This window comes from Symbiopectobacterium purcellii, assembly GCF_019797845.1.
GTDB classification, from domain to species: domain Bacteria; phylum Pseudomonadota; class Gammaproteobacteria; order Enterobacterales; family Enterobacteriaceae; genus Symbiopectobacterium; species Symbiopectobacterium purcellii.
In genome coordinates, this window is record NZ_CP081864.1 from 1,102,292 (window position 1) to 1,118,126 (window position 15,835).

The 15,835-nt window shown below is 56.3% G+C and carries 13 protein-coding genes; 9 read left to right on the top strand and 4 right to left on the bottom strand.

Translation table 11 applies throughout. The annotated features are described in order from the left end of the window. Positions 1-8 precede the first annotated feature (8 nt). The 4 genes from kdpB to nhaA all read left to right on the top strand — a co-directional run bounded on the left by kdpB (position 9) and on the right by nhaA (position 6,867). Positions 9-2,057: a potassium-transporting ATPase subunit KdpB gene (kdpB, locus tag K6K13_RS05225; RefSeq protein WP_222159830.1), complete on the top strand. Its 2,049-nt coding sequence runs from the start codon at positions 9-11 to the stop codon at positions 2,055-2,057. Positions 2,058-2,068: 11 nt separating this feature from the next. Then, a complete protein-coding gene (gene kdpC / locus K6K13_RS05230) occupies positions 2,069-2,644 on the top strand; it encodes a potassium-transporting ATPase subunit KdpC (protein ID WP_222159831.1) in 576 nt (191 codons plus the stop codon). 43 nt (positions 2,645-2,687) lie between these two features. Beyond that, positions 2,688-5,363 (top strand): two-component system sensor histidine kinase KdpD, encoded by a 2,676-nt coding sequence (gene kdpD / locus K6K13_RS05235; protein WP_222159832.1) that lies wholly within the window; start codon positions 2,688-2,690, stop codon positions 5,361-5,363. A gap of 136 nt (positions 5,364-5,499) precedes the next feature. Next, positions 5,500-6,867 carry a Na+/H+ antiporter NhaA gene (nhaA, locus tag K6K13_RS05240; RefSeq protein ID WP_222159833.1) on the top strand — a complete coding sequence of 456 codons (1,368 nt, stop codon included), beginning with the start codon at positions 5,500-5,502 and terminating at the stop codon, positions 6,865-6,867. Here the strand turns inward: nhaA and K6K13_RS05245 are convergent. The 3 genes from K6K13_RS05245 to K6K13_RS05255 all read right to left on the bottom strand — a co-directional run bounded on the left by K6K13_RS05245 (position 6,864) and on the right by K6K13_RS05255 (position 10,069). After that, a complete protein-coding gene (locus tag K6K13_RS05245; RefSeq protein ID WP_222160973.1) occupies positions 6,864-8,030 on the bottom strand; it encodes a nucleotide sugar dehydrogenase in 1,167 nt (388 codons plus the stop codon). The genes nhaA and K6K13_RS05245 overlap by 4 nt on opposite strands. A gap of 229 nt (positions 8,031-8,259) precedes the next feature. Next, positions 8,260-8,640, bottom strand: coding sequence for a 1,2-dihydroxy-3-keto-5-methylthiopentene dioxygenase (locus tag K6K13_RS05250; RefSeq protein WP_252120428.1), 381 nt, complete (start codon positions 8,638-8,640; stop codon positions 8,260-8,262). Positions 8,641-8,896: 256 nt separating this feature from the next. Continuing rightward, a complete protein-coding gene (locus tag K6K13_RS05255) occupies positions 8,897-10,069 on the bottom strand; it encodes an MFS transporter (RefSeq protein ID WP_222159834.1) in 1,173 nt (390 codons plus the stop codon). A gap of 39 nt (positions 10,070-10,108) precedes the next feature. On the opposite strand from K6K13_RS05255, the gene K6K13_RS05260 reads away from it, so the two are divergent. The 5 genes from K6K13_RS05260 (at position 10,109) to K6K13_RS05280 (ending at position 14,263) form a co-directional block, all read left to right on the top strand. Continuing rightward, positions 10,109-10,288: a TetR family transcriptional regulator C-terminal domain-containing protein gene (locus K6K13_RS05260; RefSeq protein ID WP_222159835.1), complete on the top strand. Its 180-nt coding sequence runs from the start codon at positions 10,109-10,111 to the stop codon at positions 10,286-10,288. A gap of 610 nt (positions 10,289-10,898) precedes the next feature. Continuing rightward, positions 10,899-11,930 (top strand): isopenicillin N synthase family dioxygenase, encoded by a 1,032-nt coding sequence (locus K6K13_RS05265; protein ID WP_222159836.1) that lies wholly within the window; start codon positions 10,899-10,901, stop codon positions 11,928-11,930. 73 nt (positions 11,931-12,003) lie between these two features. Then, positions 12,004-12,816 (top strand): MetQ/NlpA family ABC transporter substrate-binding protein, encoded by an 813-nt coding sequence (locus tag K6K13_RS05270; RefSeq protein ID WP_222159837.1) that lies wholly within the window; start codon positions 12,004-12,006, stop codon positions 12,814-12,816. Further along, positions 12,813-13,607 (top strand): methionine ABC transporter ATP-binding protein, encoded by a 795-nt coding sequence (locus K6K13_RS05275; RefSeq protein ID WP_222159838.1) that lies wholly within the window; start codon positions 12,813-12,815, stop codon positions 13,605-13,607. Before K6K13_RS05270 ends, K6K13_RS05275 begins: the two co-directional genes overlap by 4 nt. Continuing rightward, positions 13,592-14,263, top strand: a complete 672-nt coding sequence (locus K6K13_RS05280; RefSeq protein WP_222159839.1) for a methionine ABC transporter permease — start codon at positions 13,592-13,594, stop codon at positions 14,261-14,263. Before K6K13_RS05275 ends, K6K13_RS05280 begins: the two co-directional genes overlap by 16 nt. 428 nt (positions 14,264-14,691) lie before the next feature. Here K6K13_RS05280 and queG read toward each other — a convergent pair whose 3' ends face one another. After that, a complete protein-coding gene (queG, locus tag K6K13_RS05285; RefSeq protein WP_222160974.1) occupies positions 14,692-15,831 on the bottom strand; it encodes a tRNA epoxyqueuosine(34) reductase QueG in 1,140 nt (379 codons plus the stop codon). Positions 15,832-15,835: the final 4 nt, after the last annotated feature.

Here is a 15,835-nt window from a genome sequence, read left to right on the forward strand (position 1 = left end):
AGAATTCTATGACACATCAAATCGCGTCTTCACAACGCGGCACACTGTGGCGTGCTGCGCTGGTTGAATCATTGACCAAACTTAGCCCCCGCGTGCAATACCGTAACCCGGTGATGTTTGTGGTGTATCTGGGCAGCATTCTCACCACGTTGCTGGCCGTGGGCATGGCGCTGGGGTGGAGTGAGGGACAACTGGGTTTCACAGCCGCCATTAGCCTGTGGCTGTGGTTCACCGTGCTGTTTGCAAATGTTGCCGAAGCGCTGGCGGAAGGGCGTAGTAAGGCGCAGGCTGAGAGTTTAAAAGGCATTACGCGCACCAATTGGGCGAAAAAGCTGTCTGGCCCTGAACCGGAGTCTGCCCAGCAAAAAGTTGCCGCAGACAGCGTGCGCAAAGGCGATTATGTGCGGGTGGATGCGGGTGACATTATCCCGTGTGATGGCGAAGTGCTGGCCGGGGGCGCTTCCGTGGATGAAAGCGCGATTACCGGTGAGTCTGCGCCAGTGATTCGCGAGGCCGGCGGTGATTTCGCCTCAGTCACCGGCGGCACGCGCATTCTCTCTGACTGGTTGGTGATTCGGTGCAGCGTCAATCCCGGTGAAACCTTTCTGGATCGTATGATCGCCATGGTGGAAGGCGCTAAACGGCGTAAAACGCCGAATGAAGTGGCACTAACCATCCTGCTGATTTCACTCACGATTGTGTTTCTGTTGGCGACGGTAACGCTGTATCCGTTTTCTGCCTGGGGCGGTGCACCTGTCAGCATTACGCTACTGGTTGCGCTGTTGGTCTGTTTGATTCCTACCACCATTGGCGCCTTGCTCTCAGCAATTGGTATTGCGGGCATGAGCCGTATGCTGGGGGCAAATGTGATCGCCACCAGTGGACGCGCGGTGGAAGCTGCTGGCGATGTGGATGTGCTGCTGCTGGATAAAACCGGCACCATCACGTTGGGTAACCGCCAGGCCAGCGCCTTCCTGCCCGCCAGCGGCATCAGTGAATCCGCGCTGGCAAACGCGGCGCAACTGGCCTCACTGGCCGATGAAACGCCGGAAGGGCGCAGTATCGTGGTGTTGGCTAAGCAAAAATTCAATCTGCGCGAGCGTGATTTGCAGAGTCTGAACGCTACCTTTATCCCTTTTTCGGCGCAAACCCGCATGAGTGGCGTCAATGTCGGGCAAAAAATGTTACGTAAAGGCGCGGCGGACGCGATTCGTCGGCACGTTGAAAGCAACGGGGGGCGGTTCCCTGCGGATGTGGTCGCACTGGTAGAGTCGGTGGCGCGCAAAGGCGGCACACCGCTGGTGGTGGCGGAAGATAATACCGTCATGGGTGTGGTGGCGCTCAAGGATATCGTCAAAGGTGGGATTAAAGAGCGCTTTGCTGAACTGCGCCGCATGGGGATCAAGACGGTAATGGTCACGGGTGATAACCCTCTGACCGCCGCCGCCATTGCTGCCGAAGCGGGGGTCGATGATTTTTTGTCGGAGGCCACGCCCGAAGCCAAGCTGGCGCTGATTCGTCAATATCAGGCAGAAGGGCGCATGGTGGCGATGACGGGGGATGGCACCAACGACGCCCCCGCATTGGCGCAGGCGGATGTGGCGGTGGCGATGAACTCTGGTACACAAGCGGCGAAAGAAGCAGGCAACATGGTGGATCTTGACTCCAACCCGACCAAGCTGCTCGAAGTAGTGCATATCGGTAAGCAGATGCTGATGACGCGCGGTTCGTTAACCACGTTCAGTATCGCCAACGATGTCGCTAAATACTTTGCCATTATCCCCGCCGCCTTTGCGGTGACCTATCCATCGCTGAATGCCCTTAACGTGATGGGGCTGCATTCCCCAGCCTCGGCTATTTTGTCAGCGGTGATTTTTAATGCCTTGATTATCGTGCTGCTGATTCCACTGGCATTGAAAGGGGTGAGCTACCGCCCGATGCCCGCGGCCGCGCTGTTGCGCCGCAACCTGTGGATTTATGGCGTCGGGGGGCTGGCGGTGCCTTTTATGGGTATCAAAGCGATTGACCTGATACTGACCGCGCTGGGTTGGGTTTAAGGAGAATATCAATGAACCTGTTACGTCCTGCAATTTCGCTTTTTATCCTGCTGACACTGATTGTCGGGGCCGGCTATCCGTTGCTGACAACCGGGTTGGCACAGTGGTGGTTTCCTGCGCAAGCTAACGGCTCGCTGGTGATGCCGGAAGGCAAGGTGCGCGGTTCGGCCCTGATCGGTCAGTCTTTTACCCGCCCGGATTATTTTCAGGGACGGCCCTCGGCAACGGCTGACGCACCCTATAATGCGTTGGCCTCCTCTGGCAGTAATCTGGCACCCAGCAATCCGGCATTGGATGAAGCCATAACGCAGCGCGTTGCCGCGTGGCGTAAGGCGAACCCTCAGGCCAATGCTTTCGTTCCGGTGGAACTGGTGACGGCCTCCGCCAGCGGGTTGGATCCGCACATTTCTCCGGCCGCGGCGGCGTGGCAAATTCCGCGTGTGGCACAAGCGCGCCACCTACCCGAAGCAACGTTGCGTCAGTTGGTGCTGGAGAACACGCGCCGTCCGCTGTTGCCCTTTATTGGAGAACCGGTGGTGAATGTACTGGCGTTAAACATGGAGCTGGATGCCGTGCCGAAACCGTGAGGCTTCGCTATTCTCAACAGAGGATGACTTGAAAGGTATTGTGATGACGGAAGAACCCCTGCGTCCCGATCCGGATGCGCTGCTGGCTCAGTCTGACCGCGAAGGGCGCGGCAAACTGAAAATCTACTTTGGGGCCTGCGCAGGCGTCGGGAAAACCTGGGCCATGCTGCAAGAAGCGCGACGATTGCGCGCGCAGGGGTTGGATGTGCTGGTGGGAGTGGTGGAAACGCATGGCCGACAGGAGACCGCCGCGCTGCTGGAAGGGTTGGAAACCCTTGCCCGACGCGCAACGGGACGACATCGTCATCTGGAGTTCGATCTGGATGCCGCCCTGGCGCGGCATCCTGCCGTGATTCTGATGGATGAACTGGCGCATTCCAACGCGCCGGGTTCGCGCCATCCCAAGCGTTGGCAAGACATCGATGAACTGTTGGATGCCGGCATTGATGTGCTGACTACGGTGAACGTGCAGCATCTGGAAAGCCTCAATGATGTGGTCAGCGGCGTCACGGGGATTCGGGTGCAAGAAACCGTCCCCGATCCTTTTTTTGACTCGGCGACTGAAGTGGTGCTGGTGGATTTACCTCCGGACGATCTGAGGCAACGGTTGAAAGAGGGCAAGGTGTACGTGGGCGATCGTGCAGAGCGCGCCATCGAGAATTTTTTCCGCAAAGGTAATCTGTTTGCGCTGCGCGAACTGGCGCTACGTCGCACGGCGGATCGCGTTGACGATCAGATGCGCGCCTGGCGTGATGCCAGCGGGCGAGAGGAACGCGTCTGGCACACCCGTGATGCGATCCTACTGTGCATTGGCGCTAACACCGGCAGCGAAAAGCTGGTGCGCATCGCTGCCCGGCTGGCCGCCAAACTCGGCAGCGAATGGCATGCAGTAACGGTGGAGACGCCCACACTGCATCGGCAGGGCGAAGCGCGGCGACGTGGAATTCTGCGTACCTTGCAACTGGCACAAAAATTGGGGGCCGTTACCGCCACCTTGTCGGAGCCCGATGAAGCGAAAGCAGTACTGCGTTACGCGCGTGAGCATAACCTCGGCAAGATCATTGTGGGAAGGCCGCCGCAGCAGCGTTGGGCGCTGCCAAATCGCTTTGCGCGACGGCTAAGCCGCCTTGGGCCGGATCTCGACTTGATGATTGTCGCCCTGGATGATGCGCCAGACGTGCATACGGCACCGCGCATAGACACGCACCTCAGCCCGGATAAGCTGCGTCAGAAAGCGCGCGGCTGTCTGGCGGCAACCGCGCTGTGCGCGTTGATTACGCTGGTGAGCAAGTGGATTTTGCCCGACTTTTCGCCGATCAATCTGGTGATGGTCTATTTATTGGGCGTGGTGCTGATTGCCATTGGCTTTGGCCGTTTGCCTTCGGTGGTGGCGGCAATACTCAATATCGTGGCGTTCGATCTGTTTTTTGTCGCGCCGGAAGGCACTTTTGCCGTCAGCGATGCGCAGTATCTGGTGACCTTTGCGGTAATGCTAACCGTGGGCGCGATCACCGGTAACCTGACGGCGGGCGTGCGCTATCAGGCGCGGGTTGCCCGACATCGGGAGCAGCGCGCGCGCTACCTGTACGAAATGGCCGACGGGCTGAGCCGGGTGCGAGCCCCGAATGACATTGCGCCGGTTTGCCAGCGTGTAATGGGCAGCGCACTGTTTGCCCGCTGTGAAATCTGGCTACCAGACGCGCAGGGAAAGCTGAACGCGCCAACTGAACGCTTGCTGCATACCATTCCCGATCCTGCCATCATTAAATGGAGCTTTGAGAAAGGGCATGTGGCGGGCGCAGGAACGGATACGCTGCCCGGCGTGCCTTATAAAGTGCTGCCGTTACTCTCTTCCGAGGACACATTAGGGTTGCTGATTATTGAGCCAAGCAACCTGCGCCACCTGTTAATACCTGAACAGCAGCGGCTGCTGGATACCTTTGTCATGCTGATTTCCGGTGCGCTGCTGCGTCTGGCACTGACGCGGCGTGAACAGCATTCACGTCTGGTGGCGGAGCGGGAAGAGCTGCGTAATTCCTTGCTGGCTGCGCTGTCTCACGATCTGCGCACACCGTTGACGGTGCTGTTTGGTCAGGCGGAGATCCTGCTGCTCGATCTTTCTACGGAAGGATCGCCGCACGCGCCGCAAGCCGGTGCCCTTCGCCTGCAAACGCTGAGTACCATTCGCCTGGTGAACAACATGCTGGATATGGCTCGTATTGAAGGAGAAGGCTTCCGCCTGCAAACCGATTGGGTCGCGCTGGATGAGGTGATTGGCGGCGCGCTGAAATCCCTTGAAGCGCTTTTGCCCGCCGAAGCGGTGCAATTGGATCTACCGCAGGAGATGGTGTTGCTTCAGGCTGATGGTGCCCTGCTGGAACGGGTATTCGCGAACTTGCTGGAAAACGCATTGAAATACGCGGGTAGAACGCGGGCGATAGGCATTCGTGCTCGTACGTTGCAGGGGAAAATCAGGATCGAGGTATGGGACGATGGCCCCGGAATCACCTCGGGCAGCGAACAGCATATTTTTGAGAAATTCACTCGGGGCAATGAGGAGTCCTCCATTCCGGGCGTCGGGATGGGATTAGCGATTTGTCGTGCAATCGTGATGCTTCATCACGGGGAGATCAGTGCAGCAAATCGGCCAGAAGGGGGAGCCTGTTTTACGGTTCAACTTCCCCTGTCACCGGTGCCGGAAATGGTGGAATCTTCTTAATAAATAGCCTGTAAATCAATGTAAAATACTTGAACTCATCCAACATTGTCGGTAAAAAGGTGACGGGTGTTAGCCACATGTTGTGGTGAGACAGGTTTGTGCGTTGGTCGGGCCGCCACGCGGAGTGATAACAACCATGAATCGACACCTGTCCCCGCAGGGCATTCCTCGTGCTCAGCGTTTGGCGGAACGCGCTTTCGCCACCCTTGAACGTTTTCTCCATATTGAAGCGGTAAGCGGCATTATGCTGCTTGTGGCTGCTGCTGCTGCATTGGTTTGGGCCAATTCGCCGTGGGCGGAAAGCTACCATGCGCTGTGGCATCTACCGATCTCTTTTAGCATTGGCACCACGGAAATCGCGCATTCACTGCATTTCTGGATCAACGACGCCTTTATGACCCTGTTCTTCTTAGTGGTCGGCATGGAGATCCGTCGTGAAATTCACGAAGGTGCGCTGAGCAGCCTGCGGCAAGCTATGCTTCCGATCGCTGCCGCCGTGGGCGGCGTGATAGTACCCGCGCTGATTTATCTGAGCGTGAACAGCGCGCCGTTGCAGCAACAAGGCTGGGCGGTGCCGACGGCAACGGATATCGCGTTTGCCGTCGGTGTGCTGGCATTGTTGGGGAAAGGCATTCCCGGCAATGTGCGGGTGTTTTTGCTGGCGCTAGCCATTATCGATGACATTATCGCCGTCTTGATTATCGCGTTCTTCTACTCCGGTGGGCTTGAGTACCACGGCGTGATCCCCGTACTGGTGGGCGTATTACTGGTGTTTGGGCTACAGAAGATGGGTATTGGATCGGCGTGGGCCTATGTCATTCCCGGCATCATCGTCTGGTTGGGCTTTTTGCTCACGGGAGCGCATCCGACATTAGCGGGCGTCGTTTTGGGGCTTATCACCCCGGTAGCCTCCGTGCGGGTGATGAAAGAGCGCCCCTTGGAGCGTGTTTCTCACATTGTGCGCGATCTGATGCACAAGCAGGATACACGCGCTGTGGAGCAGTTGGCTGCACCGCTTAAGCAGTTACGCGATGCTCAGCGTGAAGTGCTGCCGCCTGTCACCCGCGTGCAGAGGGCGCTGCACCCCTGGGTGGCGTATGGCGTGATGCCGCTGTTTGCCTTGGCGAACGCGGGAGTGAGCGTGAATGGCATTGATCTGTCGGGCGCGGGGCCACTGGGCGTGATGATGGGGGTTACACTGGCACTGGTCGCCGGTAAGTTGCTGGGCGTGGTCAGTGTTAGCTGGCTCATGGTACGCTTTGGCGGGTGCCAGCTACCGGCAGACGTGTCCTGGCGCGGTGTGTTTTTGATAGGGCTGCTCGCCGGTATCGGTTTTACCATGTCGATCTTTATCGCCATGCTGGCCTTCGACGATCCGCAACTGTTGGGTGCGGCCAAGCTAGGGGTGCTGTTGGGCTCGCTGATTGCGGCCACGCTGGGCCTGCTGTGGGGCCGGTATTATGCGCGTCGCCGCCGTGTGCATCAGGCTGGTCAATCGGTCTAATCCAAACCAAACAGGTCGCGGGTATAGACTTTATCCGCGACATCCTCCAACTCCGGTGCCATGCGGTTTGAGATGATCAAATCTGCCTTGTGTTTGAACGTTGCCAGATCGTTTATCACCGGAGAACGGAAGAATGTCGCTTCCGTCAGCACGGGTTCATAGACCACCACGCCAATACCTTTGGCTTTGAGCCGTTTCATGATGCCTTGAATTGCCGACGCGCGGTAGTTATCGGAGCCGGTTTTCATCACCAGACGATAAACCCCTACCACGCTGGGATTATGCTTGAGAATGTCATCGGCAATGAAATCTTTACGCGTGCGATTTGCCTCGACGATGGCACAAATCAGCCGGTTAGGGACGCTGGCATAGTTGGCTAACAACTGCTTGGTGTCTTTGGGTAAACAGTAGCCCCCATAGCCAAATGACGGGTTGTTGTAATGCGAGCCGATACGCGGATCTAACCCGACCCCCTCAATAATCTGTTTGCTATCCAGCGTATGCATCTGTGCATAGCTATCGAGCTCGTTAAAATAGGCGACGCGTATGGCGAGATAGGTATTGGCAAACAGCTTAATGGCCTCCGCCTCCGTGGCATCGGTGTAGAGCACGGGGGCCGTTTTCTTGATGGCCCCTTGCAGCAGCAAGGCGGCAAAACGTTGTGCGCGCGGCGAGCGTTCCCCAATGACAATGCGTGATGGGTAGAGATTGTCATGGAGTGCTTTTCCCTCGCGCAGAAATTCGGGGGAAAAAATAATGTTATCCGTGGCAAAGGTGCGCCGCAGTTGCTGGGTGTATCCCACGGGAACCGTTGATTTTATGACGATAAGCGCATCGGGATTGATGGACAACACATCCTGCACCACGGATTCAATCGACTGGGTATCGAACGCATTGGTGATGGGATCGTAGTTGGTCGGCGTGGCGATAATCACGATATCCGCATCCTGATAGGCCACCTGTTTATCCGTTGTTGCCACCAGATTGAGCGGTTTTTCTTTGAGGTAATGATCGATATCTTTATCAACGATCGGCGACAGGTTCTGGTTCAAAAGTTCCACCCTGTGTTCGACAACGTCGATAGCCACCACCTGATTATGCTGGGCCAATAGCACGGCGTTCGACAACCCGACGTAACCGGTGCCCGCGATAGTACATTTCATCATGTTAAATCCGCTTGAAAAAATCCGGGGACAGTATAGAGAGCGTGCGTGAATTTTAAACATTGCCCAAACGATGCGGTGCTCGTTGCGTTATTTCAGATTCGCCGTAAGGGGTGTTGCTAGCAATAGGGTAAATGGCTGATGTTTGCTATCAAAAAACGCCACGCTGGGTTGTGGGTGGCGTTACAGGAGAAGGTCGTTATTGGTGAGTGCGATGGTTCGGTGTGGGCTAATAGAAGGTTTTCTGACCGGTGAAATGCCCCACCCATCCTGTCGGATTGGTGAAAATACGGATGGCGGTGAAGTCTGGCTGTGCACCGCAGTCAAACCAGTGTCGGGTGTTGGCCGGAACACGCAGCAGGTCACCCGCTTCGCAGGTTAAACGGAACACCTTATCGCCCAGTGGAACGAAGAACGTGCCGCTACCCGTGACAAAAAAACGTACCTCATCTTCGCTGTGAGTATGTTCTTGTAAAAACTTTTCACGCAGCGCCTGTTTGTCGGGGTGATCGGGCGTAATGCGAATCACATCGGCGGCGGTGTAACCCTCTTGCTGTTTAAGGCGCTCGATATTTTGCTGAAAATGACTGAGCAGGCTGTCGCTGTCCACCGTTGCGGGCAGCGAGCCAATCTCTCAGCGTTCGAGCTGGATTCCGGCACCTGCCAGCAGCTCGGCGATATCGCCAAAGGCGGCCAGTTGCTCTGCGGGCTGTGTCGTGTGCGGCAGTTGGAATATGGATAATGTGGTCATGGTATTCTCCGCAAAAGAGGTAGACCATAACCATTCGCTTTACAGGGATAAATCGCAAGACGAATTCTTTATATCTTATGCTGTCAGATTGTTTAGTATTATGATTTTGTTAATTTTATTTCTTTTTGGTTAACCGTGGGATGACTGTTAGCACGATGGCCAACGTCGCCAGCGTAATGATCACGCTACCGTATACATAGGTGGTGTCGATCAACCCTAAATGTTGCGTCAGATAGCCTGCGATGATCGCGGGCACGCTGTTGGCCAAATAGCTTTCGATATAGAACACGGCAGTGAGGCCCGCGCGTTCGTGCGGCTTTGCCAACGGAAGTACGCTGCGTAACGCGCCGAGGAATGCCATGCCAAACCCCAGCCCGGTAATACATGCCCCTGCTAGCAGCCAGCCGGTGCTGGCGCGATGGACCGCGAACAGCATCAGCGTCATGCCGACGATCAGGCAGAGTGCGCCCGCGCGCAGTGTTGGTGTCGCGGCAGTGCGCCGTGCCAGCAGAATCGCCACGGCACCACTTAGTGTCAGGGCTGCAACGGATATTCCGCTGAGCCAGGGGGAAACCGTTGGCGTATTTTGCGCCAATAACGAGGGCATCAGCGAGAGATAGAAGCCGCCCACCATCCACACCGCAACGTTGCCCGGCATCACACGCCAGAATGCCGTTCTGGCCTGTGGTGGTATGGCAACGCTGGGTCGCAGGCTGGCCCAGGCTCCGTTGCGGCGCAGGCCGGTTTCCGGCGTACATGCCAGTCCTGCCAACAGCAGCACAAAGATGCCGAGCAGCAGCAGATAGCCGCTGTGGAGCGGCGCCAGTTGATACGCCAGTAGGGCGCAGCTCAACATCGCACCGGCGGCCATCCCGGTCAGTGGCGCAATGCTGTTGACCAACGATCCGCGTTCGGGATGCACATCCAGCAGAGCGGCACCCACCGCAGCGGTTGCAAGCCCGGTCGCAAAGCCTTGCACGATGCGCGCCGCGACAAACCCATAAGGATGCGATGCAAAGAGAAAACAGAGCATGGCGGCGATGTTAAGCAGTAACGCCACCGCAATCACCGGACGTCGCCCCACGTGGTCAGAAAGTCGGCCAGCGATCAGCAGGGCGCACAGTAGGGCAAAAGCATAGGCGGCGAAGATGACAGTGAGCAGCGTCGCGGAAAATCCCCAATCGTGTTGGTACAACCGATAGAGCGGCGTCGGCACGCTGGAGGCTGCCATAAAGGCGATCAGCGTGAGGCTATGTAATGCGAGTGTGAGTGCATCGCGCCGGGGCATGAAAGCTCGGGCAAGTGTGCCGGTTTCACCGCGCAGCAGTTGGAGGTAATCCGCGAGCGTGCACTGGCGCGGCAGGAAGTGCCTGCCAGTGCGCAACAGATCATTGAGCGCATTATTGCCCCGCTAATGTACCGCATTTTATTCACCTGTGAGACGCCTACGCCGCAGGATATCCAGCGATTGTTGACGGCGCTAGCTACGCCGTCGGAACAGGTGTAGCCCTACACGAGATCGGGCGTTGTCTCCCGACAATGCCGGGTGACATGTGGTTATCACACTCGCCACCATGGCAAGGTTGGTCGCATATACCCGTCATACTTCACGTTGCAGGTGCGTTGGCTGCGCTCGTTATTCGGCCCATCCCTGGGCCTCACCTCTTACGAGGCCGCCGCAAGCGGCGTTCAAATCTGCTCCAGGCAGATTTGTCACCCGAATCACTTACCTGAGTAAGCTCATCGGGATAAATGAATCTCATCCCTGAGATTCACCCTACGGGCCAGCGCAGGCGCTGTTCAAATCTGTTCCAGACAGATTTGTCCTTCACTTGCCGCCTTCCAGCAACTCGAATTATTTAGGGTATAGCTAAAGCGCTGCTTAACTTTGCCACTCTTTGTATTTTACCCGTCGCTGTAATTCAGGGTTAATAGCATCAGATGTCGAAAAACATCGGTTACTTTACCTTGTGATGATTGGGGCGTTGCGCTGGTACAGGTGAACGCTTTCAAATCACTCCGCTTTCTGATGAGGTGAACCATGACGGGCTATCGTTGTTGTTGCGGCTCCTGCATTTATTTTCCGGTTGAACATGGAATAATTGATGGAGTACGCAATGAGTATCATAAACAGATTACCTCTCCTTGATTTATCACACCAGCACGGCAACCCCGAGCAGCGGCGGACGTTTTTAACCTCACTCAATGAGGCCGCGCGCGATGTCGGTTTCTTTTATCTCACTCACCACGGTATTTCCGAAACGCTACAGCAGCAGTTGCAGCAGCAGGCTCGCGCTTTCTTTGCCTTGCCTGATGAGGAAAAACAGCGCGTAGCCATGATCCATTCGCCCCATTTTCGCGGCTACAACCGTGCCGGGGCCGAATTGACGCGCAACCAGCCCGACTGGCGCGAGCAGTTTGACATTGGCGCTGAACGCGCCGCCCTGCCATTGACACCACAGGATCCGCGTTGGTGGCAGTTACAAGGCCCCAATTTGTGGCCGGACGCGCAGCCTACACTGAAAACCACGCTGCTGACCTGGCAACAAGCGATGACTGCGATGGCCCAGCAACTGCTGCGTGCTTTTGCTGAGGCGCTGGCGTTAGCGCCACACACCTTTGATGCGTTGTACGGTGAAAGGCCTAACGAACATATCAAGCTGATTCGCTATCCGGGGCAATCGGCGCAGGGCAGCCAGCAAGGCGTGGGCGCACACAAGGACTCTGGCTTTCTGAGCTTCCTGTTGCAGGATGAGCAGGCCGGTTTACAGGTCGAAGTGGCTCCCGATCGTTGGATTGATGCGCCGCCGCTGCCGGGATCCTTTGTCGTGAATATCGGTGAACTGCTGGAGCTGGCGACCAATGGCTATTTGCGTGCCACGGTACACCGTGTGGTTTCACCGCCTGTCGGGCAAGAGCGTCTCTCTATCGCCTTTTTCCTCGGTGCACAGCTGGATGCGGTGGTACCGGTGTATCAACTGCCTCCGCAGGTTGCGCGTCTGGCACAGGGGCCTTCCAGCGATCCGCACAATCCGTTGTTGCGTGATGTGGGTTGGAACTACCTGAAAGGGCGACTGCGTTCGCATCCTGATGTTGCACAGCGTTATTACGCCGATGTGGTAGCGAAAGCGGAACACGCCGCTCACTGACGCTTTTCTGTCTCTGCCTTTGCGGCAGGCATAAACCCCAATACCTAAAACGAAGCGATAAAAGGAAGCCTGTATGAACAAGCGTGTCGCATTTTTTGTTAGCAGTGTTGCATTAGCCGTTAGCGTGACCTTCTCTGCCTCCGCGTCGCAGGCGTTGCGCGTGGCTGCCGATCCCGTACCCCACAGTGAGATCCTGGCGCAGGTGCAGAAAATTGATCCACAGAACACCCTGAAAGTGATCGAACTGACCAGTGGTGTAAACGCCAATGAACTGCTGGCGCATGGCGATGTGGATGCCAACTATTTCCAACACGTTCCCTATCTGCGCGATCAGGAAAAAGCGTTGGGGAAACAGTTTGTTGTCGCCGCTACCGTGCATGTGGAACCGTTGGGTATTTACTCACGTAAGCACAAAAGCTTTAGCGAGGTGCCGGAAGGCGGCACGGTGGCCGTACCGAACAATGTCACCAACCTCAGCCGCGCGCTGTATTTATTACAAAGTCAGGGTCTGGTGAAACTGAAACCGGGCTACAGCGATCCGGCCAAGGATCAGGCAACGCCGAAAGATATCGCGGAAAACCCGAAGAAACTGAAGATCAAGGAAGTGGAAGCGGCGCAGATCCCGCGTTCGCTGGACGATGTCGATCTAGCGGTGATCAATGGCAATTATGCGCTGGAAGCGGGGTTGGTTCCGGCCAAAGATGCGCTGGGATTAGAACGCGCAGAGCATAACCCCTATGCCAACATATTGGTGACGACGCCTGCTTTGCAAAACGATCCGCGCATTAAAAAGCTGGCCGCCGATCTGGAATCCAAGGCGATCGCTGATTTTATTACGCAGCGCTATAACGGTTCGGTGATCCCGGTGGCGAGCCAGAAGCCATGATCGTCATTGAACACGTGGGAAAATGTTACCCAGGGTGCGATCGTCCGGCATTGGATGACGTGTCGCTGACGATTCCCGAGGGTTCTGTTTATGGCATTTTGGGGCGCAGTGGCGCGGGCAAAAGCTCTCTGCTGCGCTGTCTTAACCTGCTGGAACGGCCCTCATCGGGCCGGATTGTGGTGGATGGCGAAGAGATTACGTCACTTTCTTCACGGGCGTTGCGCCAACACCGGTTGCGCACCAGCATGATTTTTCAGCACTTCAACTTGCTGCATGCGCGTAATGTGCAGGACAACGTCGCTGTTCCGCTTGAGATAGCCGGGGTTGCGCGTCACGAGCGAGAAGCGCGAGTCAGTGCGTTGCTGGAATGGGTGGGACTCAGTGACAAAGCGCGCGCCTTCCCCTCGCAGTTATCCGGTGGGCAGCAACAGCGTGTCGGTATTGCGCGTGCGTTGGCGGCAAAGCCGAGCTATTTGCTGTGCGACGAGGCGACCAGCGCGCTCGATCCTGAAACCACGGCATCGGTGCTGGCGCTGCTGGCAGACACTAACCGTCAGTTAGGTGTGACGATCGTGTTGATCACGCACGAACTGGCGGTGGTAAAAGCCATTTGCGATCACGCGGCGCTAATGGAGCAAGGCCAGATTGTGGAAAGCGGGGCGCTGTCGACGTTGCTTGCGGCGCCTGATTCCCAACTGCGTAGCGCGTTGCTGCCCGATTATGCGGCAGAACAGGCGTTTCTTCGCCGTCACGGCATCATTGAGGGGAGTGCCTTATGCAAGGTCGCCTGAGCTGGGATGAGTTTATTGCGTTGATGTGGAATGCCACGTTAGAGACGGGGTACATGGTGGGGCTGGCAGCGCTGTTTACCGTGCTGATTGGCCTGCCGTTGGGCGTGGTGTTGTTTATCACGCGATCTGACGGAGTTGCGCCCTTGTCTTGGTTAAATCGGGGGTTGGGCGCGGTGATCAACGTGGGACGCTCGTTACCGTTTGTGGTGTTGTTGATTGCGCTGATCCCGCTGACTCGACTGATCGTGGGCACCACGCTTGGAAGTACAGCGGCGATCGTACCGATCACCATCGGGGCTTTTCCCTTTTTTTCCCGCGTAGTGGAAAATGCGTTGGATGAGGTAGATCGCGGACGTATTGAGGCGATCCAATCAATGGGGGGATCGCTCTGGCACGTGATCGGTAAAGTGTTGCTGCCAGAAGCGCTGCCAACCATTCTGGCCGGCGTGACGTTAACAGTGGTGTTGTTGATCGGGTTCTCTTCCATGGCGGGCGTGATCGGCGGCGGTGGGTTGGGTGATTTGGCGATCCGCTATGGCTATCAGCGTTTTAACGATCAGGTGATGGCGGGTACGGTGGTGGTTCTGGTGATTTTAGTTCAGGGCGTGCAATCGTTCGGCGATCGTTTGGTGCGCGCGTTATCCCATCGACGATGATCGATCGTTGCTGTGGCGCAAGATCGTTTCTGTGATTATATTTTAGGCGTTCAATCGCAGATGAAAGATAAATTGCTTGTGCTCCGAGACTAACCAGTCCACAATTGCGTCCCGCTCGCGTAATAGGCTATTTTTTGTTCAGCGCGTTTGCAGGTGTCGAAGTGTTTACTCCTCTCTTTTGCGTTTCATGTAATATAAAATCTCATAATTTTCTTAACAGACTTATCCACAGGCTTCTCTTCGCCTGCATAAAATGATCTGTGGCAAGATTGTCAAAAGTATATTTGTATCTTGCTGATATTTATTGATAAAAATAACTTATCAAAATGTTAAGACGATCACTTGCACTTTCTTCACGGATTGATTGGCAAGGAGTTTTATATTTATGCACAGGGCGGGCCAGGATGATATGGCAGGCTGGAAACACTTCAGGCATCGCGCGGTAATCCTTTTTCAATAGCACGAATAAGCCGTTTTTTCTGTGGCAACTGCACGTCGATAGCGTGAGCGGCGCGGCGTGCCAATTGCTGTTCAATCGCCCAGTGAATATGCTCATCGATCAGCGCGCTCTGCCCGAGTCGCGCTTGTAAAGCAGGCACAACATTTTCCTCATAGGGGGCATTCCCCAGCGCCACGGCGATATTACGCAGCCAGCGCTGGTGACCGATGCGGCGAATGGCTGAACCTTCCGTGATGCGCAGGAATTTCGCTTCATCCCACTGAAACAGGTCCAGCAGCGCAGGCGTATGCAGCGCGGCGCGCGGGCTAAAATCATCTTCATCGGTCAACTGTGAAAAGCGGTTCCAAGGGCAAATCAGTTGGCAATCATCACAGCCGTAAATACGGTTACCCATCAGTGGACGTAACGCTTCGGGAATGGCACCTTCCAGCTCAATGGTCAGGTAGGAGATGCAGCGCCGGGCATCCACGGTGTACGGTGCCACGATGGCTCCCGTTGGGCAGGTTGTCATGCAGGCGACACAGCGTCCGCACTGTTCTTCCAGCGGTTGATCGACCGGCAACGGCAGGTCGATAAGCAGTTCCCCGAGGAAAAACCAGGATCCCGCTTCCCGATTGAGGATCAGCGAGTGTTTACCCACCCAACCTAACCCAGCCTTGGCCGCCAGCGGGCGCTCCATAATCGGTGCGGAATCGACGAAAGGGCGGAATTGCAGGCTGCCGCAATGTTCCTGTATCCGGTCACCCAACTTTTTCAGCCGCTGACGCAACAGTTTGTGGTAATCACGCCCCAGCGCGTAGCGGCTGACATAACCGAGCGTCGGGTTATTCAGGGTCTTGGCAAAGGCCGCTTTGGCGGGCAGATAGTTCATGCGCACGCTGATAACGCGTAGCGTGCCGGGCAACAGTTCATGTGGGCGCGCGCGTAGCATACCGTGGCGCGCCATCCACGCCATTTCACCGTGATACTGCTTATCCAGCCATGCCTGAAGCCGTGGTTCTTCATGGGAAAGATCGGTATCGCAGATCCCTACCTGCTGAAAGCCCAATTCACGTCCCCACTGTTTGATGAGGTAGGCGAGTTGGTTAAGGTCGTAGGGATAAGTCATGAGA